The 22,949-nt window shown below is 55.8% G+C and carries 22 protein-coding genes and 5 pseudogenes; 13 read left to right on the top strand and 14 right to left on the bottom strand.

Features of this window, described 5'->3' with window-relative positions; all coding sequences use genetic code 11:
- Positions 1 to 100: 100 nt before the first annotated feature.
- From guaA to AKJ29_RS14915, 8 genes are all read left to right on the top strand, one after another.
- The gene (guaA, locus tag AKJ29_RS14950) at positions 101 to 1,660 is read left to right on the top strand and encodes a glutamine-hydrolyzing GMP synthase (protein ID WP_055192154.1); all 1,560 of its coding nucleotides are present in this window, start codon (positions 101 to 103) and stop codon (positions 1,658 to 1,660) included.
- 161 nt (positions 1,661 to 1,821) lie between these two features.
- The gene (locus AKJ29_RS14945; RefSeq protein WP_055192153.1) at positions 1,822 to 2,115 is read left to right on the top strand and encodes a putative quinol monooxygenase; all 294 of its coding nucleotides are present in this window, start codon (positions 1,822 to 1,824) and stop codon (positions 2,113 to 2,115) included.
- Positions 2,112 to 2,978, top strand: a complete 867-nt coding sequence (locus AKJ29_RS14940; RefSeq protein ID WP_055192151.1) for a DMT family transporter — start codon at positions 2,112 to 2,114, stop codon at positions 2,976 to 2,978. The genes AKJ29_RS14945 and AKJ29_RS14940 overlap by 4 nt, the downstream gene beginning before the upstream one ends.
- A gap of 207 nt (positions 2,979 to 3,185) precedes the next feature.
- Entirely contained in the window at positions 3,186 to 4,310 is a 1,125-nt protein-coding gene (locus AKJ29_RS14935) for an OmpP1/FadL family transporter (RefSeq protein ID WP_139231454.1), read from the top strand.
- Between the two features lie 187 nt (positions 4,311 to 4,497).
- A complete protein-coding gene (locus tag AKJ29_RS14930) occupies positions 4,498 to 5,358 on the top strand; it encodes a hypothetical protein (protein ID WP_055192147.1) in 861 nt (286 codons plus the stop codon).
- 67 nt (positions 5,359 to 5,425) lie between these two features.
- The gene (gene metA, locus AKJ29_RS14925) at positions 5,426 to 6,364 is read left to right on the top strand and encodes a homoserine O-acetyltransferase MetA (protein ID WP_055192145.1); all 939 of its coding nucleotides are present in this window, start codon (positions 5,426 to 5,428) and stop codon (positions 6,362 to 6,364) included.
- Between the two features lie 172 nt (positions 6,365 to 6,536).
- Positions 6,537 to 7,421 carry a polyphosphate kinase 2 gene (ppk2, locus tag AKJ29_RS14920; RefSeq protein ID WP_055192143.1) on the top strand — a complete coding sequence of 295 codons (885 nt, stop codon included), beginning with the start codon at positions 6,537 to 6,539 and terminating at the stop codon, positions 7,419 to 7,421.
- Positions 7,414 to 8,031 carry a TetR/AcrR family transcriptional regulator gene (locus AKJ29_RS14915; RefSeq protein WP_055192141.1) on the top strand — a complete coding sequence of 206 codons (618 nt, stop codon included), beginning with the start codon at positions 7,414 to 7,416 and terminating at the stop codon, positions 8,029 to 8,031. The genes ppk2 and AKJ29_RS14915 overlap by 8 nt, the downstream gene beginning before the upstream one ends.
- A gap of 284 nt (positions 8,032 to 8,315) precedes the next feature.
- On the opposite strand, the gene AKJ29_RS14910 is transcribed toward AKJ29_RS14915, so the two are convergent.
- The 10 genes from AKJ29_RS14910 to iscR all read right to left on the bottom strand — a co-directional run bounded on the left by AKJ29_RS14910 (position 8,316) and on the right by iscR (position 17,010).
- The gene (locus AKJ29_RS14910; protein WP_055192139.1) at positions 8,316 to 9,536 is read right to left on the bottom strand and encodes a cysteine desulfurase; all 1,221 of its coding nucleotides are present in this window, start codon (positions 9,534 to 9,536) and stop codon (positions 8,316 to 8,318) included.
- A gap of 2 nt (positions 9,537 to 9,538) precedes the next feature.
- Complete coding sequence (locus AKJ29_RS14905; RefSeq protein WP_055192137.1) at positions 9,539 to 10,132, bottom strand: Yip1 family protein; 594 nt, start codon at positions 10,130 to 10,132, stop codon at positions 9,539 to 9,541.
- 7 nt (positions 10,133 to 10,139) lie between these two features.
- Positions 10,140 to 10,625 (bottom strand): hypothetical protein, encoded by a 486-nt coding sequence (locus tag AKJ29_RS14900; RefSeq protein WP_055192135.1) that lies wholly within the window; start codon positions 10,623 to 10,625, stop codon positions 10,140 to 10,142.
- 88 nt (positions 10,626 to 10,713) lie between these two features.
- Positions 10,714 to 12,003 carry a SufB/SufD family protein gene (locus AKJ29_RS14895; RefSeq protein WP_055192133.1) on the bottom strand — a complete coding sequence of 430 codons (1,290 nt, stop codon included), beginning with the start codon at positions 12,001 to 12,003 and terminating at the stop codon, positions 10,714 to 10,716.
- Positions 12,000 to 12,758 carry a Fe-S cluster assembly ATPase SufC gene (gene sufC, locus AKJ29_RS14890; protein WP_055192131.1) on the bottom strand — a complete coding sequence of 253 codons (759 nt, stop codon included), beginning with the start codon at positions 12,756 to 12,758 and terminating at the stop codon, positions 12,000 to 12,002. Before sufC ends, AKJ29_RS14895 begins: the two co-directional genes overlap by 4 nt.
- Before the next feature lie 10 nt (positions 12,759 to 12,768).
- Positions 12,769 to 13,587, bottom strand: coding sequence for a polysaccharide pyruvyl transferase family protein (locus AKJ29_RS14885; protein ID WP_055192129.1), 819 nt, complete (start codon positions 13,585 to 13,587; stop codon positions 12,769 to 12,771).
- Between the two features lie 10 nt (positions 13,588 to 13,597).
- On the bottom strand, positions 13,598 to 13,795 hold the full coding sequence (locus AKJ29_RS14880; protein WP_074963768.1) for a hypothetical protein: 198 nt from the start codon (positions 13,793 to 13,795) through the stop codon (positions 13,598 to 13,600).
- A gap of 36 nt (positions 13,796 to 13,831) precedes the next feature.
- Positions 13,832 to 15,355: a Fe-S cluster assembly protein SufB gene (gene sufB, locus AKJ29_RS14875; RefSeq protein ID WP_055192125.1), complete on the bottom strand. Its 1,524-nt coding sequence runs from the start codon at positions 15,353 to 15,355 to the stop codon at positions 13,832 to 13,834.
- Position 15,356: 1 nt separating this feature from the next.
- Positions 15,357 to 16,418, bottom strand: coding sequence for a cysteine desulfurase family protein (locus tag AKJ29_RS14870; protein ID WP_055192123.1), 1,062 nt, complete (start codon positions 16,416 to 16,418; stop codon positions 15,357 to 15,359).
- Between the two features lie 130 nt (positions 16,419 to 16,548).
- Positions 16,549 to 17,010, bottom strand: coding sequence for a Fe-S cluster assembly transcriptional regulator IscR (gene iscR / locus AKJ29_RS14865; RefSeq protein WP_055192121.1), 462 nt, complete (start codon positions 17,008 to 17,010; stop codon positions 16,549 to 16,551).
- Between the two features lie 189 nt (positions 17,011 to 17,199).
- On the opposite strand from iscR, the gene AKJ29_RS14860 reads away from it, so the two are divergent.
- The 4 genes and pseudogenes from AKJ29_RS14860 to AKJ29_RS14845 form a co-directional block, all read left to right on the top strand.
- On the top strand, positions 17,200 to 17,853 hold the full coding sequence (locus AKJ29_RS14860) for an alpha/beta hydrolase (protein WP_055192119.1): 654 nt from the start codon (positions 17,200 to 17,202) through the stop codon (positions 17,851 to 17,853).
- 36 nt (positions 17,854 to 17,889) lie between these two features.
- Positions 17,890 to 18,132 carry a hypothetical protein gene (locus AKJ29_RS14855; protein ID WP_055192117.1) on the top strand — a complete coding sequence of 81 codons (243 nt, stop codon included), beginning with the start codon at positions 17,890 to 17,892 and terminating at the stop codon, positions 18,130 to 18,132.
- A gap of 230 nt (positions 18,133 to 18,362) precedes the next feature.
- Positions 18,363 to 18,808 (top strand): annotated as a pseudogene (locus AKJ29_RS20170) (transposase); the annotation flags it as partial.
- 55 nt (positions 18,809 to 18,863) lie between these two features.
- Positions 18,864 to 19,195: pseudogene (locus AKJ29_RS14845) on the top strand (transposase); the annotation flags it as partial.
- Between the two features lie 2 nt (positions 19,196 to 19,197).
- Here the strand turns inward: AKJ29_RS14845 and AKJ29_RS18975 are convergent.
- Both AKJ29_RS18975 and tnpA read right to left on the bottom strand, forming a co-directional pair.
- Positions 19,198 to 20,362, bottom strand: a pseudogene (locus AKJ29_RS18975) (IS3 family transposase).
- 28 nt (positions 20,363 to 20,390) lie between these two features.
- Positions 20,391 to 20,667: pseudogene (tnpA, locus tag AKJ29_RS14830) on the bottom strand (IS200/IS605 family transposase); the annotation flags it as partial.
- A 153-nt stretch (positions 20,668 to 20,820) separates the two neighbouring features.
- Here tnpA and AKJ29_RS18485 point away from each other — a divergent pair.
- Positions 20,821 to 21,660: pseudogene (locus tag AKJ29_RS18485) on the top strand (integrase core domain-containing protein); the annotation flags it as partial.
- Positions 21,661 to 21,754: 94 nt separating this feature from the next.
- Here the strand turns inward: AKJ29_RS18485 and ctrA are convergent.
- Both ctrA and sciP read right to left on the bottom strand, forming a co-directional pair.
- On the bottom strand, positions 21,755 to 22,468 hold the full coding sequence (gene ctrA, locus AKJ29_RS14815) for a response regulator transcription factor CtrA (RefSeq protein WP_055192113.1): 714 nt from the start codon (positions 22,466 to 22,468) through the stop codon (positions 21,755 to 21,757).
- 98 nt (positions 22,469 to 22,566) lie between these two features.
- Entirely contained in the window at positions 22,567 to 22,845 is a 279-nt protein-coding gene (gene sciP / locus AKJ29_RS14810) for a CtrA inhibitor SciP (protein WP_055192491.1), read from the bottom strand.
- Positions 22,846 to 22,949 lie beyond the last annotated feature (104 nt).

Genomic DNA, 22,949 nt, shown 5'->3' with positions numbered 1-22,949 from the left:
GGAATGGCACCATAAACCTGTTAAGAAAATCGACCGAGAATCTCACAAGACCGCGCGCTCGGGACTTGCGAAAAACCGCCCTCTGGAATAAGGGCATGACATGACAGATCAGAGCCACGACCGCCTTCTCATCATCGACTTCGGCAGCCAGGTCACGCAGCTTATCGCGCGTCGCCTGCGTGAGCTGAATGTTTATTGCGAAATCCACCCTTATCAGAATGTCACAATGGACTTTGTGCGCGACATGGCGCCCAAAGCGGTGATCTTTTCCGGTGGGCCCGACAGCGTGACTCGCGAAGGGTCCCCTCGTGCCCCACAGGAGATTTTTGACTATGGGGTTCCCATCCTGGGCATCTGCTATGGACAGCAGGTGATGATGCACCAGCTTGGAGGCCGTGTCGAAAGCGGCCATGGCACCGCCGAATTTGGCCGCGCCTATGTCAAGGAAACGCAGAAACTGGACCTTTTGGAAGGCTGGTATGCGGAAGGTGACGAACAGGTCTGGATGAGCCATGGCGACCATGTCTCTGAAATCGCACCGGGTTTCGAAGTTTATGGCACCTCGCCCAACGCGCCTTACGCCATCACGGCCGATCAGCAGCGTCACTTCTACGCGGTGCAATTCCATCCCGAAGTGCACCACACACCGAACGGCGCGAAGCTTTACGAACAGTTTGTGAAACTGGCGGGCTTCAAGGGCGACTGGACCATGGGGGCCTATCGCGAAGAAATGATCCGCAAGATCCGCGAACAGGTTGGTGACAAGAAGGTCATCTGCGGATTGTCCGGCGGCGTTGACAGCTCGGTCGCGGCAGTGCTGATTCACGAAGCCATTGGCGATCAGCTGACCTGCGTATTTGTGGACCATGGCCTGTTGCGCAAAGGTGAGGCTGAAGAAGTCGTCACCATGTTCCGCGACAATTATAATATGGCACTGATTCACGCAGATGAGCAGGAGCTTTTCCTGGGCGAGCTGGAAGGCCAGTCCGACCCGGAAACCAAGCGCAAGATCATCGGCAAGCTGTTCATTGACGTGTTCCAGAAACATGCCGATACGATTGATGGCGCTGAATTCCTGGCCCAGGGCACCCTTTACCCGGATGTGATCGAGTCGGTCAGCTTCTCCGGTGGGCCCTCGGTCACGATCAAGTCGCACCACAATGTGGGTGGCCTGCCCGAGAAGATGGGCCTGAAACTGGTGGAACCTCTGCGCGAACTCTTCAAAGACGAAGTGCGCGCGCTTGGACGCGAACTGGGCCTGCCGCAAAGCTTTATTGGTCGCCACCCCTTCCCTGGGCCGGGCCTGGCCATTCGCTGCCCGGGCGAGATTACCCGTGAGAAACTGGATATTCTGCGCGAAGCGGATGCGGTTTATATCGACCAGATCCGCAAACACGGTCTTTATGATGAGATCTGGCAGGCTTTTGTGGCTATCCTGCCTGTGCGCACCGTGGGCGTGATGGGGGACGGGCGCACCTATGATTACGCCTGTGCGTTGCGTGCCGTGACATCAGTTGATGGGATGACCGCGGATTACTACCCGTTCAGCCATGAATTCCTTGGCGAAACCGCCACGCGGATCATCAATGAGGTCAAGGGCATCAACCGCTGCACCTATGACATCACCTCGAAGCCTCCGGGCACCATCGAGTGGGAGTGAGCACCGACCTGTAGGGGAAAATCAGTCCCGTGGACTGATTTTAGGTGCGAACACCTGAAGGCTCTGCCTAAAGGTCAGAAGACCGTTGAAACGCCGCCCCGATCGGGTGGCGTTTTCATTTGCAACTCGCTTTTCGATCCGGGCTTTGTTAGCCCTGATCCATGACCAAACAAATTCAGATATCCCTCACCGGCTATATAGATGTGCCCGAGGATCGGCTGGCAGCTGTGGCCGCCGCCCTGCCCGCGCATATTGCCCTGACCCGTGCGGAACTGGGGTGCGTGGCGTTTGATGTCACCATGGACGAGGATATTCCCGGCCGGTTCAATGTCACGGAACGGTTTGCCAGCCGTGTCGATTTTGAGGCCCACCAGCAGCGGATGCGCGCATCCCCCTGGGCCGAAATCACCGCAGGCATTCCCCGCCACTACCAAATCACCGAGACCCCCGGATGACCGCAACCTCGCGCGCGGCGATCTGGATGAGCGGCGCAATCCTCTCTTTCTCGGCAATGGCCGTTGCGGGCCGAATGGTCAGCGCCCAGCATGACACGTTCGAGCTGATGCTCTATCGGTCGATTGTCGGTTTTGTCGTCGTGCTTGGCTATGCGACCCTGTCGGGGCGCCTGTCACATATCGGACGGGACCATCTGCCACGGCATGTCCTGCGCAATCTCGCACATTTCACCGGGCAAAACCTGTGGTTCTACGCTTTGACCCTGATCCCTCTGGCGCAGGTCTTTGCGTTGGAATTCACTTCACCGCTATGGGTTGTGATCCTCGCACCGTTTCTGTTGCAAGAACGATTGACCGGACGAAAGGCGCTCGCCGCCGGGATTGGATTTCTGGGAATATTGCTGATCGCCCGCCCGGATAGCGGCCTGTCGCTGGGAACCATGGTTGGTGCTCTGGCTGCCATTGCCTTTGCACTGACCGCTATTCTGACACGAAAACTGACCCAGTCCGCCAGTCGCCTGACCATCTTGTTTTGGTTGACCGCCATGCAGCTCGTCTTTGGTTTGGTCTGCGCGGGATGGGATGGCAATATCACCCTGCCTGTTTTGCCCAACATTCCATGGTTCATATTGATCGGACTGGCTGGGCTACTGGCCCATCTCTGCCTGACCAGTGCACTGTCGCTTGCGCCTGCAAGTCTCGTCATCCCGATGGATTTCGTCCGGCTGCCGCTGATCGCTGCGGTTGGTGCCTTGTTTTATGGCGAACCCATAGGGGGTGGTCTTCTGGCAGGGTCCGTTCTGATTGTATTGGGGAATCTTATCAACCTAGGCCGCCTCCCCAATAGGTTGTTTTTAAAGTGAAATCAGCACCTAACAAGGCAGTGTGGTAAATTGGCACCCGCCATTCGGTGCAAGCCAGCAACTGACCCAAGGTAATAATTGACCGCCCCCTTGCCCAACTTCTAATTTTCGTTGCAATGACAAAAATCAGGATAAGCCTTTTTCCGCCGATGGCCATGCACCACTCTGGCTGGCGGTGAAGTGGCAAATTGCTCTCAGGGAGGAAACATGAAGAGTTTTGCGTTAACGGCCGCATCTGTAGCTTTGACGGCCACCACAGGGATTGCAGGCGGGATCGACCGCTCGGGTCAGGATATCTCTATCCTGTTTGAAAAAGGCAACCACGTTCAACTGACCTTCGCATCTGTCAGCCCCAATGTGAAAGGCACCGCAGTTGCAGGACCTGCTGACTTCTCGCAGTCGGCAATTGACTACAAGACCTTTTCCTTTGGGGTCAAAAAGCAGATCAATGAAAACCTGAGCTTTGCGATCAAGATGGATGAACCTTATGGCGCGGATATTCGCTATAAGGACGGCGCCTTGAGCAATCTGGGCAATCTTCTGGCCGCGGGCGCCAGCCTGCCGGTTGGTCACCCCACTCACACCGCACTGACATCAGACCCACAGGGGCGTGCGCTGGTTGACAGCAAAGCAATCCGCACGTTGTTGCGTTACGAATTCGGGAACGGTTTCAGCGTTCATGGTGGCCTGCGCGCGCAACGCGTGAGCGGTGAAATCCTGTCCGGTGACGGGCTTTTGCAGGCGAGCAGCTCATTTGACTTCGGTTATTCGGCCGGTGTGGCTTATGAACGCCCGGACATCGCGCTGCGGGTCGACCTGACCTATAACTCGGCAATTGATCATGATCTGGCCGGCACCCATAACCTTGCCCCTGCAACCGGTAAAGTGCGCGTTCCAGAAAGCTACAACCTGAACTTCCAAACCGGCATCGCACAGAATACGCTTTTGTTTGGTAAGATCCGCCATGTGGCCTGGGCTGGTACCAAGCTGCAGACGTCCTCTGCTTTTGGCGATATCGACTGGGTGGAGTTCACCGAAGATTCGACCTCGTATGAACTTGGGCTCGGCCGGAAACTGAACGACAGATGGTCGATTGCCGCAACGATCGGGTATGAAGAAGGCTCGGATACCGGCACCACGTTCCTGGCTCCGACCGGGACCAGCAAATCTTATGGCCTGGGCGCAAGCTATACCGGGGATGGCTATAAGATCTCGGGTGGCTTGAAATATGTGACCTTCGACAAGAAAACCGTGACCTCATCTTCTGGTCTGAGCTCGACCTTCAAAGGTGATGCTCTGGCCGCTGGCCTGTCGCTCGACTTCACGTTCTGAGCGTCACGCCCCTTCAAAATGCAAACCCCGCGCCCGAAAGCGCGGGGTTTTTTCTTTGTTCACAATGTGATGGCTTTGTCATCATCGCTGCGTCACTTCTGGGGCGCACGCACGAGAAGCATTTGACCCCCGCCGCGCCACAGCTTACCAAAGACAAAATCGCAAGGCACAGCAGGGACTATCAGGCATGCTTTATCAATCGTCTCAGGACTGGCAATCCGCCACACACAAACGGGTGCTGTTCTTTGGCATGTCCGGACTTGGAAAAACATATCTTTCCAACATGTTACGAGATCATGGTGACTGGTTCCATTATTCGATCGACTATCGTATCGGCACCCGATACATGGGCGAACACATCGCCGACAACTTCAAAGCTGAAGCCATGAAAGTGCCGTTCCTGCGTGAACTTTTATTGTCGGACAGCATTCGAATCTCGTCGAAAATCACCTTTGAAAACCTCAAACCCATGGCGACCTATCTGGGCAAACCCGGAGATACCGCCAAGGGCGGCCTGCCCTATGAGGAGTATTGTCGCAGACAACAGCAATTCAAACAGGCCGAAATCTCGGCGCTTCTGGATACGCGCAGCTTCATTGATCGGGCGGACCGCATCTATGGCTATCCGCATTTCATTTGCGATAGCGGCGGGTCGATCTGCGAATGGATTGACCCGGCCCTTGGCGCTGATGATCCCATCCTGAAGGCGCTGAGTGAAGATTGCCTTCTTGTCTGGCTGCGCGGGGATGACCGCCATACGGCGGAACTGGTGCGCCGGTTTGACAAGGCCCCGAAACCGATGGCTTACCAACCGGAATTCCTTACCAAAGCATGGGATGAATATCTGAGTTATTCCAACTCGTTAGAGAGTGACGTTGACCCAGACAGCTTCATTCGCTGGACCTATGCCCAGGCCCTTGCCCATCGCCAGCCGCTTTATCAACACATGGCGCAGTTTGGTATCACCCTTTGTGCCGAAGATGTGGCGCAGATTAAATCTCCTGATGATTTTGGCCGAATGATCGGCGCCGCGCTGGACGCGGCCTGATCCACTTTCTTGACAGTTCATCTGCACACCCCATCTTACCCGTAATCGTTACCCACAGGAGCAAACCATGCCCATCAAGATCCCGACCAACCTTCCGGCCATCGACGTGCTGACGGATGAGGGCGTGATGGTCATGTCGGAAGATCAGGCCGCCAAGCAGGATATCCGGCCCATGCGGATCGCCCTCCTCAACCTGATGCCCAAAAAGATCGAGACCGAAACGCAGTTTGCACGCCTGATCGGCGCGCATCCGCTTCAGATCGAACTGACATTGCTTCGCCCATCGGAACATATCTCGAAAAACACGTCCGAAGCTCATATCGGTGCGTTCTATCAAACTTGGGAAGACGTGAAGGATCAGAAGTTTGACGGTCTGATCATCACCGGTGCCCCAATTGAACATCTTCCCTTTGAGGAGGTGACCTATTGGGATGAAATCAGTCAGATCTTTGACTGGACCCAGACCAATGTGCATTCCACCTTTGGTGTCTGCTGGGGTGCGATGGCGATGATCTACCATTTCCATGGGGTCAAGAAACACATTCTCGACGCCAAGGCATTCGGGTGCTTTCCGCAACAGAACCTGGATACGACCTCGCCCTATTTGCGTGGCTTTTCAGATAGCTGCGTGGTTCCGGTCAGCCGCTGGACCGAAATGCGCCAGGATGAGGTAGACGCTGCTCCCGGGTTAAAAACCCTGCTCGGATCGGATGAGGTTGGCCCTTGCCTGATCGAAGATAAAGCCCATCGGGCCCTCTATGTATTCAACCACTTCGAATATGACAGTTTCACCCTCAAGGGCGAGTATGATCGGGATGTCGCCAAGGGCGCGCCCATCAACATCCCGATAAACTATTACCCGGCCAATGATCCGACCCGGACGCCTGAAAACCGTTGGCGCAGCCATGCGCATTTGCTTTATGCCAACTGGATTTCGGAAATGTATATGACGACACCGTTCGACATGAACGAAATCGGAAAATCCATCAAGGATCGCCGCCGTTAAGGGGGGAGAGGGCTTTGAGCCCCCCTGCAACGGGGGGCACATTCTGCCGTAGCTTAACAAACTGCACACGACGCCTGTTATTGTGGCATCCCCAACGGATGGCGCGTGAGTTAATCGCATTTACATACGGATGCTCTGCCCTCATAATGGCATGAAATCAGGAGGTTGCAGCATGTCCCATTCCCTTGAAACCCTGCCGTTCGAGGGTGCCATTTCCAGATATTTTCACGACACCTTCCCCGCTGATCTGCGCAATGCTCTTCAGGAGGCAGGCAAAAAAGACATTCTGGACCCAAGCTATCCCTATGACCGGCTCATGGATCGCGACACATATGAAGCCGAAATCAAGGTGTTGCAATTGGAGCTGGTCAAACTTCAGGCGGATGTAAAGGCAACTGGCAAACGTGTGATTGTCGTGTTCGAAGGGCGCGACGCTGCTGGCAAAGGGGGCACGATCAAACGCATCCGCGAGAACCTCAACCCTAGGGTTGCCAAGGTGGTGGCCTTGTCAAAGCCCACTGAGCGCGAACAAGGGGAATGGTATTTCCAACGGTATATCAAACACTTGCCCACCGCCGGTGAAATCACCCTCTTTGACCGGAGCTGGTATAATCGCGCAGTGGTCGAAAAGGTATTTGGCTTTTGCACAGACACCCAGCGTGAGGCCTTTTTCCGACAATTGCCAGAATTTGAGGACATGATCGCAGACGAGGGGATCCACTTCGTGAAACTCTGGCTGAATGTCGGACGCTCCGAACAATTGCGCCGCTTCCTCGCCCGCGAAAAGGATCCGCTAAAACAATGGAAACTCAGCTGGATTGATGTCGAAGGCCTGAACCGATGGGACGACTATTCGCAGGCCATCGGTGAAACTTTCGATAAAACTCATCGCCCTGTTACGCCCTGGACCATCATCCGTTCCGATGACAAACGCCGCGCCCGACTTGCGGCCTTGCGGGCGGTGCTGCAGGGGATCGACTACTCAGGCAAGAACCCACAAGTGGCCTATGCACCTGATACGGAAATCTGTGGCGGTCCAGAGGTTTGGCATGTCTAAACGCGGCTATCACCATGGAAACCTGAGGCAGGCCCTGGTCGAAGCGGCGCTTGCATTGATCGAGGAAAAAGGCCCGACCGGCTTTACCCTGTCCGAAGCTGCAAAGCAGGCGGGTGTCACCCCTGCCGCGGTCTATCGCCACTTCAAGGGCCGTGAAGATCTGATCGCCGAGGCCGCGCGCCAAGGCTATGAAATTTTTGCGGATCTGATGGAGTTTGCCTATTCCAAGGGGCTGCCTTCTGCGCTGTCCAGTTTCGAGGCAACCGGCCGCGCCTATCTGGCCTTCGCCCGCAAATATCCCGGCCACTACATCTCAATGTTTGAAAGCGGCGTCTCGGTGAACCACTCCCCAGAACTGGCAATGGTTGCCAATCGCGCCATGGGGGTGCTGGAAAAAGCCGCGGGCGCTCTTGCTGAGCACATCCCGCAAGAAAAACGCCCACCCGCAAAAATGGTCAGCGCCCATATCTGGGCCATGAGCCACGGGGTTGTGGAACTGTTCGGGCGCGGAAGCCCCGGACAGAAAAGCCCCTTCCCACCAGAAGAACTTCTGGAAACAGGCATAGGCGTTTACCTGCGCGGCCTTGGTCTGATCAAACCGGACGAGTAAAACGTTTCGGGACAAATTCGAGACATATGTTCATGCCGAAACGCCCGCGCCATTGAGATCTCCGACGGCGCCCTGCCCTGATTTTTTCACACCTTATTTTCTTGTCAGAAATATCCCGGGGTGAGCGAGCTTGCCTCGCGAGGGGCAGCGCCCCTCACCACCCTAAAGTGTTTCGACTTATTATTGAGACACAATAATGAGGCGAAACGCTCGAAACCTACTGATGTTGCGGGCGTTTCGAAATCAACTTGTGACTCAAACTAATCTCGAAACGCTTTAACAACTTACGCCAACAGCTTGTGACAGAGCTCCAACCCGTCGATCAACGTATCTACGTCGTCACGGGTGTTATAAAGACCAAAGGACGCGCGCGCGGTCGCCGCAACGCCAAGATGCTCCATCAGCGGTTTGGCACAATGATGGCCTGCGCGCACTGCAATCCCCTTTTTGTCGAGAATGGTGGAAATGTCATGGGCATGGGCCGCGCCTTCCATCGTCAACGAGAAAATTGCGGCTTTGCCCGGAGCGGTGCCCTGCACATTGACCCAGTTGAGGCCTGACAGGCGTTCCTGAGCATATTTGGCCAGATCCGCTTCATGGGCGGCAACATTCTCCATTCCCAGCCCCATGAGATAGTCCAGCGCGGCCCCCAAACCGATTGTCTGCACGATGCCCGGCGTCCCGGCTTCGAACTTCAACGGGGCGCGGGCATAGGTCACATGATCTTTGGTTACCTCGTCAATCATGTCACCGCCGCCCATGAAGGGCTGCATTTCAAGGGCGCGATCCCGGCGCACATAAATTGCCCCGGATCCCGAGGGCCCATAGAGTTTGTGACCGGTGATCGCATAGAAATCACATCCGAGATCCTGCACATCGACCGGCATATGCACCGCCCCTTGCGATCCATCCACCAACACCGGAACGCCCTTCGCGCGCGCGCCGAAACAGATGGCTTTCACGTCCACAACCGTGCCCAATACGTTGGAACACTGGGTCACGGCGATCAGCCGGGTCTTGTCCGAAATTGCGCCCAGCACTTTTTGCGGATCAAGTGACCCATCCAGTTCCGGATCAACCCATTTCAGAACAACCCCCAGACGTTCCCGCAGGAAGTGCCAGGGCACGATATTGGCGTGGTGTTCCATGGTCGAGAGGATAATCTCATCCCCGGCCTGCATCCTTGGGGCGGCCCAGGCGTAGGAGATCATATTGATCCCTTCGGTGGTTCCGGAATTGAAGATAATTTCATCTTCATGGGCGGCATTCAGAAACCGCTGCACAATGGCCCGAACCGCCTCATAGCGTTCAGTCGAGAGGTTTGAAAGATAGTGCAGACCGCGGTGAACATTGGAATATTCCTCGGCATATCCGCGCGTGATCGCATCAATCACCACCTGTGGTTTCTGCGCCGAGGCCCCATTGTCCAGATAGGTCAAAGGTTTTCCGTTCACCTCTCGGGACAGGATCGGGAAATCTTCACGGATCTTGGTGATGTCATACATGATCATTCTCCGAACTGAATGGGTTCTACACCCAGAAGGACAAGTAGGAAAGACAAGGCAAACACCGCCAGAACCATGGTGCTGGCGATCCCGGCAAATACCAACCCTGCCGAGCGAAAGCCGTGACTCTCTGCAATGAAATGGCTCAGGATCCAGAAAAAGAGGACGGAACTCATCACCATGAGGATGCCTGCAAGTGCAGGGGCAAACAGCGAAAATACCAAGGATGCCAGCTGGAATACCAGCAGGACAAATTCAAGCCAGATGGCAATGGTCAAAGCGTCATCAAAACTGCCCTGCCCGCCCGCCAGGCGACCAATCAGATAAATCATGAAAACGCCTGAAACCAGAAAAGCCGCTTCAATTGCGCCCAGGACCATCGGGTCCGACAAAACAGGTCCGAACACGGCCGCGTCGACCGGATAGAGCAAATGGCTGACCACACCCGCGGCCGCTGCAAACACAAGAAGCAGCCACAAACTCAGCCAGCGCGCCTTCCGCGAAACCGGAAGATCAAACAGATCGCGCGCCACCTTGCGTGGCTCGGGCACGGTTTGCAGGATCATGCCAAACAGGTAACCAGGTTCAAATCTCATGGCATTTTCACTCTTTGGGCCATTCCGCCTGACGGAAATTCACCGACCAGAATATCAGGAAGGTCAGAAAAGCGAGGATGCCGGTCAGTTGCATCTGGATGCCCGGGCCAATGAAACCGCCAACCAGCCCCCACAAAAGCCACAGGGGGGTGGCACAGAGGAGGGACCAGAACAGCGCAAATCGGGCGCCAAACGCCGTGCCACGCGCTTTGAACAACCGCGCAATGCCATGGCTGATTGACCCGATCGCATAAAGCACCAAGGGCATGATGAACACCCAGGCCAGAAGCACGGACCCAAGCAGCATGTTCAGTTCCTGCCCTGTTTCATGGGCAATCCGGGCCTGCATGGGCCATTGCGACACGAAAACCAAAACACAGGCCGCCATCAGGATCGCCAGAGACCGGTCCTCGCGCACACCTTGTTGCATCCGGTGCTGAAACACCAACCGGGGGCTGCGATAGCTTTTCAGCACGTCTTTTATGACCGACATATCCGGCCCTTTCCTAACTGTCAGCCGGACCTCTCCGTCCGTGATGGCTGCGGCCCATTGATCGGATCAGAGCCGCAGACCCATCAGGTCAGCTGCGGTGCCGTTCCAGCCAGGCCTCAAGCCGCGACACGATATCGTCGGCAATCGCCTCATCCTCGATCTCGTCGATGGCATCCGCCAGAAAGGCCAGAACCAGAAGGTCGGTGGCGATCTTTTCAGGCACCCCGCGAGAGCGCAGATAAAACAAAGCCTCTTCGTCGATTGCCCCAGAGGTGGAGCCGTGCGAACAGGCCACGTCATCGGCATAAATCTCAAGCTCGGGCTTGGCAAGGAACTGGCTGTCCTCATCCAGAAGAAGAGATTGGGATTTCTGGTATCCGTCCGTTTTCTGAGCGTCCGGCTTTACCAGGATTTTGCCCTGGAACACGCCGGTGGCGCCGTTTTTCAGCACCTTCTTGAACACCTGACGGCTTTCGCAATTTACTGCGTCATGGGTGATGAAAACGGTGTCATCATGATGAAACGCCCCGTCATTGCCATCGCCAAGAGCGGCCCCTGCGATATGTGCAACCGCATCATCGCCCAGCAACTCGATCACCGCCTCATTGCGGGTGAGTGCGCCATTAACAGACATGGTAAAGCTCTTGAACACGCTTTCCGCCTGCAAACGGGCAAAAAGATGGGTGGAAAGCTGGCGCTCATGATCGCGGCCTTGGGCGCGAACATGATGGAATTCGGCTTTGGCCGCCACATCCACCTCGGTCACCTGTGACAGGCGCGAGGCTGCGGTGCCATTTTCCAGAAGGGTCAGCTTGGCGCCCTCTTCCAGCTTGATGACATGGTGCAGAACCGCGTCAGATGTCTCTGACTTGTGGCGATAGACCAGACTGACCGGACGTGACACCTGAGAGGTGACGCGGATCAGAACACCATCGGTGGCCATGGCGGTGTTATGGGCAGCCAACGGGCGCTGAACGGGGGTATGCCCGCGCGCTTCAAGCACGCCAAAGAGCTGTCCGGCCCAATGAAGGTCGGCCTCTTGCGCTGTTGCCAGACGCTCAATTTCTAACCCATCCTGGGTCAGGTCATCTGAGGCCTCTGCATCAAATACACCGTCGACAAAGACGATTTTCAGGCGGTCAATCGCGTCATAAACCGGCGCTTCGCCTTCGTAATCAAAGACAGAAGCTCTGGCGGCTTCGCCGGAGATCAGCCCATCCGGGCGGGTCCATTTCCAGTATTCGTCACGACGACCAGGCAACCCCATTTCTGCCAAACGTTGGGCGGCCTCGTCGCGGGCTTTACGGGCCCAGGCGCCAGAGGCGGGGCGGTTTTCCACGGTCAACAGACCGTCTTTCTGTGCGGGGGCCGTGCTCATGCGTCCAGCTCCGCCAGAATGTCTGCGTATCCGTTGTTTTCAACCTCAAGGGCCAGCTCCGGCCCGCCGGTTTTCACAATGCGGCCACGCGCCATGATATGCACCACATCCGGTTTGATGTGATCCAGCAGGCGCTGATAATGGGTGATCACCAGGAAGGAACGACCTTCGTCGCGCAGCGCATTCACGCCCTCGGACACCAGCTTCATCGCGTCCACATCAAGACCGGAATCGGTTTCATCAAGGATGCACATCTTCGGCGCAAGCATGGCCATCTGCAAAATCTCGTTGCGCTTCTTTTCCCCGCCGGAGAAGCCCACATTGACGGGGCGTTTCAGCATATCGGCGTCGATTTTCAAATCCTTGGCCTTTGAGCGCACGAATTTCAGGAAATCTGCGGCTGACATTTCCTCTTCCCCGCGTGCTTTGCGCTGGGCGTTCACAGCGGTGCGCAGGAAGGTCATGTTGCCCACACCCGGGATCTCGACCGGGTATTGGAAGGCAAGGAACAGGCCGGCAGCGGCGCGTTCTTCCGGTTCCAGCTCCAGCAGGTCCTCTCCGTCCAGGCTGGCCTCGCCCCCGGTCACTTCATAACCGTCACGCCCCGAGAGCACATAGGACAAGGTCGACTTTCCCGACCCGTTCGGGCCCATGATCGCATGAACGCTACCTGCGGGCACTTCCAGATCAACGCCCTTGAGGATCTGCTTATCCTCTTCTTCAAGTTTAACCTGCAGGTTTTTGATTTTAAGCATGTTTATCCTTTCAGAGGTCCAAGGCAGACAAGTCTTGCGCGCGCAGAGATGCGGGGAACGCTGCCAGCAAACTGGCTTTGGACGCCTCGATACCATCTTGATATGAGAGTGTTTGGTCTTTCAGCGTGGTGACCCACGCCGGGATGTCGGTCAGCTTCACCGGGCTGGCAAGCGGTCGCTCGATCCCGGTGGCATAGTCATAGAATTTCAGTTTGGGCATGGCATGGATGGCCACGGGCTCCAACCAGGTGTTGGGAATGCCAAAACTATCCGCAACCACCAGCCCGTGCAGGCTGGAAGAAATCACATGGGCACAGCACGCGATCTCGGCAACGACTTCACGGGCACTGCGGCGCGGATCAATCAAAAACAGCGCAGGTTCCGCGGCCAGAGCAGCCGCCAGTTCCGGGCTGTCCACATGTTTCATATGCGGAATGATCCCGATGCGGTCGATCCGTTCCCCCTGCACCCCCAGCGCCTCTTGCGCCAACAGACCCGGATCCCCAAACCGGTTATGTTTGAGGCCAAGAAACGTGGCGGTCAAAGGCCCGCGCACAAGACGGATATCAACATATGGCAGAAAGTCTTTTGGCACCGGGAACATCAAACCCGTGCCCCAGATCACCGGGCGGTTTCCCTTGGGGGATCCATCCTTGAACCGATTGCGCACCCCTTGCAGCACCGACCCCAGGGCCACCATGTCGGCGCCATCCTTGGGGGCCCAGCTTACCTCTCGTCCGGACACGACAGAAACCACCTCGCGCGACAGGTCGTCGCCGAAATTCGGTTCATCCTTCCACCAGTAAAGTTTGAGAGGCGTTGCAGACATCAGGGTGATCTCAGTGAAACTTGCTCATGTATTTCAGCGCGACCCGAGCGGCAGCCCAGCCCAGGAAAATCCCCAGCGGGATCCAGATCATCGGGTTCATCAGCGCCTCAGGGTTGAGGTTGATGATGACCACGGCGATCAGCCCGCCAAGAGCGGGGAAACCGAAATGAATGATGCTTTCAAGCCCATCACGCAGATTGTTGCTCATCATCTTTCCTCATATTTCCAAGTGGTGCCGTGGGAATTACCCCACCGACCCTTCCAGCGAAATTGCCACAAGTTGCTGGGCTTCCATGGCAAACTCCATCGGCAGCGCCTGCAGAACTTCCTTGGCAAACCCGTTTACGATCAGCGCCACGGCCTCTTCTTCGTCCATGCCCCGCTGGCGACAATAGAACATTTGTTCTTCGTCCACCTTGGATGTGGTCGCCTCGTGCTCGACGCGCGACGAGTTATTCTTCACTTCGATATAAGGCACCGTGTGCGCCCCGCATTTGTCACCGATCAAAAGGCTGTCGCATTGCGTATAGTTGCGCGAGTTCTTGGCCTTCGGGTGCATCGACACCAGACCCCGATAGGTGTTCTGTGCCTTGCCTGCCGAAATCCCTTTCGACACAATGCGCGATTTCGTATCGCGTCCCAGATGCACCATCTTCGTGCCGGTATCGGCCTGCTGATAGTTGTTGGTGATCGCGATTGAATAGAACTCGCCCTGGCTTTCGGCCCCGCGCAGGATGCAGGACGGGTATTTCCACGTCACGGCGGATCCGGTTTCCACCTGCGTCCACATCACTTTTGACCGGTCCCCCCGGCAATCCGCACGCTTCGTCACGAAGTTATAGATGCCACCCTTGCCGTTTTCATCCCCGGGGAACCAGTTCTGAACGGTCGAGTATTTCACCTCAGCGTCTTCTTCGACGATGATTTCCACCACAGCGGCGTGCAGCTGTGCGGTGTCGCGTTGTGGCGCTGTACAGCCTTCCAAGTAGCTGACATAGCTGCCTTTATCGGCGATGATCAGCGTGCGCTCAAACTGGCCGGTGTTTTCTGCGTTGATGCGGAAATAAGTGCTGAGTTCCATCGGACAGCGGGTGTTGGGCGGGATGTAGACAAACGATCCGTCCGAGAACACGGCCGAGTTCAGCGTCGCATAATAGTTGTCCGACACCGGAACCACCGAGCCCAGATATTTCTTCACCAGCTCGGGATGCTCTTTGATCGCTTCTGAAATCGAGCAGAAGATCACGCCCGCTTTTTTAAGCTCTGCCTGAAAAGTCGTACCAACGGACACGGAGTCAAACACAGCATCCACCGCAACCTTACGCCCTTCGGCAGGCATGTCCTCAGCGCCTTCAACACCGGCAAGGATCATCTGTTCTTTCAGCGGAATACCCAGCTTCTTGTAGGTCTCCAGCAGCTTGGGATCCACGTCATCCAGCGATTTCGGCTTTTCTTCCATCGATTTCGGCCGGGCATAGTAATACTGGTCCTGGAAATCAATTTCCGGATAGTTCAGCAACGCCCAGCTGGGTTCCGCCATCTTTTCCCAACGCTGGAACGCGGCAAGACGCCATTCGGTCATCCATTCGGGTTCTTCGTTTTTTCCAGAAATCAGGCGCACGATATCGGGGTTCACGCCCTTGGGCGCATACTCCATCTCGATCTCGGTTTCCCAACCGTACTTATACTTTCCGGCAAGCGATTTGACCGCCTCGACGGTTTCCTCTTCCACGCCTTCCTTGACGTTCAGTTCATCAATACCGGACATCTCACCCTTTCGATCCGCCTGAGCCCTTGCGGGCGCGGAATTTTCCATATTCCCGACCCCATGCATCTGCAAATGCAAGGATCTGTTCCTCACTTGTATCAGGGCCAATCGACACGCGAACCGCGCAAGACGCCAACCCTTCATCATAGCCCATCGCCCGCAGAACTGCGCTCGATTTCACTTTCCCGGACGAGCAGGCAGATCCGGCCGAAATGGCAAAACCCGCCAGGTCCATCACCATCACCTGCGTCTCGCCCTTCCAGCCGGGGGTGATGAAACAGGAGGTGTTAGGAAGCCTGTTTTCGGCTTTCCCGACAAAAATAGTGTCTTTTTCCGATTCCGCAATGGCGTTTTCTAGAATCTTTCTAAGTTCTGCGACTCGTTCGCAAACCCCATTCTCCAGATCAAGCTGAGCAGCTTTAGCAGCCGCCGCAAACCCACTGATCCCAATCAGGTTTTCCGTGCCAGAGCGGCGCCCCATCTCTTGCCCGCCGCCCTTGATCTGTGCCGCGATATCGGTGCCTCGTTTCACAATCAACGCCCCGATCCCCTTTGGCCCACCCAATTTATGGGCCGAGACAATCGCCATATCCGCCCCACACCAATTGAACGCAAAGGGGATTTTACCAAATGCCTGCGTCGCATCCGTCAACAGCAGCCCGTCTGGCAGGGTCTGGATCACACCCGTTTCCGAATTGGCCAGTTGCAAGGCAGATTTCGCCGGGTCGGTCACCGTTACTGAACCATTTTCAGATACGTCCAGATCTTCGCTGCACCAGGACCGCACCGCATCATGCTCCACCCCCGCGCAATGCAGCCCCTTTCCCGACAGCGCCAAGGCCGCGGCCTCGGTCGCCGAGGATGTAAAGATGATATCGGCGCCTTCCGCCCCTAGGGCAGCGGCCAGATCTTTCCGCGCGCGTTCCATCATTCCCTTGGCGGCACGCCCTTCGCTGTGAACGGAAGAGGGGTTGCCGACAAGATCCATGGCCCGAAGCATCGCCTCACTCGCCTCGGGACGTAAAGGCGTGGTTGCGTTCCAATCAAGATAAGTTCGGGTCATAGGGTTTCTTTCACTGCCGCACCTAAAAGGTGCGTCACACCGGACATCCAAGGTCAATGCGTTGCTTTACACCGGAGCGGCCTGACAAAAATCAAGCACGCTGCCGCTTTATGCGCTCAGGCCAGCATTTCTACTCTTCATCCACCACCGCAAACAGCGTGGGAACTGCGGGGCATGGGGTCAGTTCGTTCTTCACGACATCAGACAACCGGGTCTGGTGCAGGAACACATAGACATGGGCGGACAGACCTTCCCAAAGACGGTTGGTCATAGATTGCGCACGCGACCCGGACGAGGCCCCCGACGCCCCAGCCCCCTTGTGCAGCGCTGAAACAGTTTCATCAACCGCAGCCAGGATTTCGGCCACGCGAATATCGCTGGCAGAGCGCGCCAGACGATACCCGCCGCCCGGCCCCCGCACACTTTCCACCAGCTCCGCCCGACGCAGCTTCACAAAAAGCTGTTCGAGATAAGGTAGCGAGATATCCTGACGTTTTGACAGATCTGTCAGCGACATCAGCTCACCCGCAGGCATCATCGCCAGATCTGCCAGCGCCACCATGGCATACCGGCCTTTGGTCGAAAGTTTCATCACTGCCCCCTATCTGCACCGTCAATCCGCGCCAAAAACATTGACCTTGACCGCGTGGGCCACTAGGTCACTAAAGACGTGCTTGCTCAGGGCTTTGCACCCGAGACTTGCGCACCCCCGTATTATGGCGCGCGCCCCAACCCGTCAAGGATTGCAAAAGGGGCCTGCGGACAGGAGAGAGCAAAACGAATGCCCGAAGTGATTTTTCCCGGCCCCGAAGGCCGGCTTGAAGGCCGCTACCACCCGCAAAAAACAAAAGATGCCCCCATTGCCATTGTCTTGCACCCGCATCCACAATTTGGCGGCACGATGAACAACAAGGTGGTCTACAACCTCCACTACGCCTTCCACAAAATGGGCTTCAACGTCCTGCGGTTCAATTTCCGCGGCGTGGGGCGTTCGCAGGGGGAATATGATCAGGGGGTTGGCGAACTGTCAGATGCGGCCTCGGCGCTGGATTACCTTCAGTCCATGAACCCGAACGCAAAACATTGCTGGGTGGCCGGGTTTTCCTTTGGGGCCTGGATCGGCATGCAATTGCTGATGCGCCGACCGGAAATCACTGGTTTCGTTTCCGTGTCCCCTCCTGCAAACATGTATGATTTCAGCTTCCTGGCCCCCTGCCCCAGTTCGGGCCTGATCCTGAATGGCACCAATGACCGCGTGGCCCCACCGGCGGACACCCATGCGCTTGTCGACAAACTGCACGAGCAAAAGGGCATCACCATTACCCACACGGAAATCGAAGGTTCGGGCCATTTCTTTGAAGAGCCGCACATGGATACCATGATCACCTGCGTGGATGAATATGTGCGCCGTCGCCTGACCGAAAACACACGCTGAACGCGGTTGGTTTCGAAAATTTAAAGGGGGCGGAACATGGATTTTCTGGAACAGGTTGCTGACGAGCTGGCAACAGATGTTTTGAAAGTTGTGGACGCAACCGGTGATGAAAGCATTATCACCCGGATCAAGAAAGAAGTCGGAATCTCCTCAACCACTTTGGAAGAGGCATTCATGACCGCAGTCAGGGTGCGTCGCGCAGAAGTGCGCGGCCGCGCCCTCTTGCGGGAAATCGCAAATGACGCCCTGTCTGAACGCGAAACTCCAACCGAGGAATAAATCCGGAAATCGGAAAAGTGAAGAACCCGCGTGCCATAGGATGGCGCGCGGGTTTTAACCCATATTTCCCATATAGTTATCTGACTTCCCTTCGACCCAACATCTTTTCGTGTTATATTTCAGCATGTTAAGTTCTTCTGGAGGTCGGTAAAATGGCACACCCTAGAGTAGCCCCCTGGAAGTGGTCCAGCAACTGGGATAGTTTTGTCCCGCAAGTTGGAGGATCAGCGATTGCTGGAAAACGAGAGAAGCCCGAAGAGATTGTATCGAAGCTTCGGCAAGTTGAAGTTCTGCAAGTGCAAAGGATGACGATTTCTGAGGCGGTGCGCCAGATCGGCGTGACGCAACAGGCGTTTTATCGATGGCGCAAGCTGTATGGCGGCATGGGTCGGTCTCAGCTCCAGCGTTTGAAGGAGCTTGAGAAGGAGACCCAACGGCTGCGGCGGGTGGTGTCCGCTCTGACATTGGACAAGCTCATATTGACTGAAGCAGCGAAGGGAGTTTGAACCGGTTCATGAAGTGATGAACGATCCAGTGGATCGTTCAAGCGCACAAACGGGCGGAGCCCCTAAGCCCTTCGCGTCGCCGTAAGTGCATTGATTATGTGCGGCAGGATTTGGGCGTGTCTGAGCGTCGTGCCTGCCGCGCCTTGGGTCAGCACCGTTCGACACATAGAATGAACCGCGGCGGGTTTTACCGGAGGCTCCAACTCATGAGTAGGATGGAGCATCCTGAACAAGACAACGAACAAGTATTCCCCGGAAGTGCGCGAACGAGCCGTGCGGATGGTTTTGGACAATCAAGGTCAGCATGGCAGCCGCTGGTCCACTGCCCGACAGGGTTTTGCGCAGCAATGTCCCGAGAGGGGGCGATCTTGTCGATTTCATCGAAGATCGGCTGCGCGCCTCAGACGCTGAACGAATGGGTCAAGAAGTTTGAGGTCGATACCGGCCAACGTGGCGGTATCACGACGGAACAAGCCGAGAAGATGAAGGCGTTGGAACGCGAAGTGCGCGAACTCAAGCAAGCCAATGAGATCCTTCGCAAGGCGTCCGCATATTTTGCCTAGGCGGTCTGGACTTGTCCCGGTTTAGTTCCGGACCAAGAGCTCTCATGTGAAGCGGCTTTCCGTTCGAAAGTCACGGGGCTTTTGTATCCGAGGGCTGAGTGCCGTCGGCGTGGGTTGTAAAAACCGTTGATGTACTGGAGCGCCAGTTCGCATTGCCGGCGAATGTACCAGTGTTGCCGCCAGACCAGCTCGGCCTTCAGTGTTTTGAAGAAGGTCTCAAGGGCAGCGTTGTCATAGCAATTTCCCTTGCCGCTCATCGAGATCTTGAAGCCGCGCTGTTTCAGCAGCTTCTGGTCCTCATGCGAACAATATTGGCTGCCGCGGTCGGTGTGATGGATGCAGCCTTTCGGGGGTTGGCGCAGATTGATCGCCATCTTCAAAGCGCGTACCGCCAGGTCTTTCTTCATCCTGTTACTGACGGCCCAGCCGACAACACGTCGTGAATACAGGTCAATGATGACAGCCAGATTGAGCCAGCCCTGCTGCGTCCAAATATAGCTGATATCACCGGCCCATTTCTGGTTCGGCCCGGTTGCCGTGACGTCCTGAGCCAACAGGGTCGGGGCAATATTGAGATTGTGGGCGCTCTCCCTTGTGGCCTGGTCTTTATGGGGGCGCACAACCTTTGCTTCATCAAGCGCCCCACACGGCGATGGCCGACCTCAAGGCCCAGCTCCTGTAATTCCTCGGTCATCCGGGGCCGCCCATAGCTGTTCAGAGACAGGCGGTGCTACTCGCGAATGTGGGCCAGGATTACAATATCGTCGCGCTGGCGCTGACTGATCGGCCGTGATCGCCGTGAACGGTAGCCACGATCGGTTACTCCAGGCAGGCCGCAGAGCTGGCGCTGGCTGAGTTTACCGTCGTACTGGTCGATGAATGCGACCCTCACGTCTTTTGCCTCGCGAAAAGGCCGTGGCCTTTTTTAGCACGCTCCTCTCCTCCTTCAGGATGCGGTTCTCCCGTCGAAGCCGTTCATTCTCCCGTGCCAGATCCTGATCGGGCCCGGAAACAACCGCCTCTTCGTCAAAGGATGTGATCCATTTGTTCAGCGTTGAAAGGCCCCCCCAAATCCGCAGAAACCTGTCGCCGCGTCAGGCCGCGCGTCAGAGCGATACGCACCGCATCCCGCTTGAACTCTTCACTGTGTCCGTTTGCCATAGTTCAAGGCAATATTGCTCTCAAAGGGCCGGAACTGAACGACTACCGGCTGGCGCCGGTAGGACGAACGGCCCTTCATCTTGCGCACCAGGTCCGAGATGGCAAGTTTCGGCCGCACCGACACAAACATGTGGATGTGATCGCTCGACAGCACCCCGCGCAAGATGTCGACCTCGTTCTCGCGGCAGACCTGGCGGCAGATGTCGCGCACCCGAAGGCGCAGCGCCCTGGGCACGATACTTGGTCGACCAGACGATGTGGTAGCGGTGATAGAAAACGCAGTGTTTGCCGGTGTCATATTGCATGATCATACCCTCTGAAAAATGAACCTCCGCCCCGGCTGCGGCTCATTTTTCAGAGGGTATGATCATAAGACGATTCTTTCACGCTGAAGCGGGTCCGACTGGAAGTCGGAGGATTTAGACCAAAGAGTGGATACTAAACCGGGACAAGTCCAGAAGACTGGACCGAAAGACCCTCGCTCAACCATTCTTAGCGAAGAAGAGGAGGCGATGGTAGTTGCATTCCGGCGGCACACGCTCTTGCCACTGGATGATTGCCTCTATGCTTTGCAGCCCTCGATCCCACATCTGACACGTTCTTCGCTGCCTTCAGCAGCATGGTATCTCTCGCTTGCCCGACATGGACGGCGAAAAGCCCAAGCGCCAGAAGTTCAAACGCTACCCAATTGGTTATTTCCATATCGATATCGCCGAGGTCAGAACCGAGGAAGGCAAATTCTATCTGTTTGTAGCGATTGACCGCACCAGCAAATTCGCCGTGGCGCAACTGGTTGAGAAAGCAAATCGCAAGACGGCCTGGGAATTCTTGGAGCACCTGCTGGAGGCGGTGCCTTACAAGATTCACACGATCCTGACCGACAACCATTGCCCGGCAGGCGGTTTGGCACAGCCAAATCTGCCGAGAGGGGCATCCAGTTCGCCGAGCAACCGCGCAATCGCAACGGCGTGACATTCCGCAAGATGCGATTTGACCTGATCTGCGAGGCCAATGACATCGCGCATCGGCTGACCAAGCCAAATCATCCCTAGACCAACGGCCAGATTGAAAGGATGAACCGCACGATCAAGGACGCGACGGTCAAACGATACCACTACGAAAACCATGATCAGCTTCGAGGCCACCTCGCAGACTTCTTGGATACCTATAACTTCGCACGGCGGCTCAAGACGCTGAGCGGTCTCACGCCTTACGAATACATCTGCAAAATCTGGACATCAGAGCCAGATCGATTCATCCTAAATCCGATCCACCAGATGCCGGGACTGAACACCTAGTCACATATAAATTGAAAAACCCGGTGGCAAAACACCACCGGGCAATCGGAAACCAGAGATTGCGGAAACAGGCCAAGCATAGAGAGCTTGGACGTTACGCTCCCATGGCGATCTGCGCATCGAACTCTGCGGGCTCGGGATCGCGCAGAACATAGCCACGCCCCCAGACAGTTTCGATATAATTGTCTCCCTCGGTCGCGTTGGCAAGTTTCTTGCGAAGTTTGCAAATGAAGACATCAATGATTTTCAGTTCCGGTTCATCCATACCGCCATAAAGATGGTTGAGGAACATCTCTTTTGTCAGCGTCGTGCCCTTGCGCAACGACAGAAGTTCCAACATCTGGTATTCTTTCCCGGTCAGATGAACGGTCCGCCCATCCACTTCCACGGTTTTTGCGTCGAGATTGACGGCAATCTTGCCTGTTTTGATAACCGACTGGGAGTGGCCTTTTGACCGACGGATGATCGCATGAATGCGTGCAACCAGTTCTTCCCGGTGGAAAGGTTTGGTCATGTAGTCATCTGCGCCAAAACCGAAACCTTTAATCTTATTTTCGGTATCATCGGCCCCTGAGAGGATCAGAATCGGCGTTTCGATTCGTGACATGCGCAGCTGGCGCAGCACCTCATGCCCGTTCATATCGGGCAATCCCAGATCCAGAAGAATGAGATCATAATCATAAAGTTTTGCAAGATCGATGCCCTCTTCGCCCATATCGGTCGAGTAGACATTCAGATTTGCATGGGTCAGCATCAATTCAATGCTACGAGACGTGGTTGGGTCATCTTCCACCAGCAAAATACGCATATCGGGATTCTCCGCTAGATATTACTTCCGACTGCAAACAACATCGCCTGAAATGGTTAACCACCCGTTACCCTAAAAGAACTTTTAGCGAATTCCCCTCAGGGTTGTCTATACTTTTGCAAGGCAGTGACCCTTAAAGCTGCTTCTCCATGGGATTTCAAAGCGGTCTTCCACTCCTGAAGCTCCTCTTTTGACAGGCCATACAGCTTCATGGCTTCATCTTCCCCAATCAACCCATAGGCGATTCCTTTGACCACTGCAGACTTACGGCTCGCCACCCAGCGGCGCGTTTTGGCTGACGGCAGATCCGCCCGAGACATGATGGTTCCGTCTGGCAAAGTGACAGATCGGGGTCCCTCAACTTTCTTGAGATACATGATTGCTCCCTTTTTCGCTCCCATTGGCTACATATCTGGGCAGTTTGCCCTGACAGGTTTAAAGAGTGGTGAAGCCCCCTCTTGTTGTTCCTTCGAATTTTCCT

The sequence above is a fragment of the Aliiroseovarius crassostreae genome (assembly GCF_001307765.1).
Classification (GTDB): domain Bacteria; phylum Pseudomonadota; class Alphaproteobacteria; order Rhodobacterales; family Rhodobacteraceae; genus Aliiroseovarius; species Aliiroseovarius crassostreae.
Note: the sequence above shows the minus strand (reverse complement) of the source record. Positions and strands in the feature narration are given on the sequence as shown.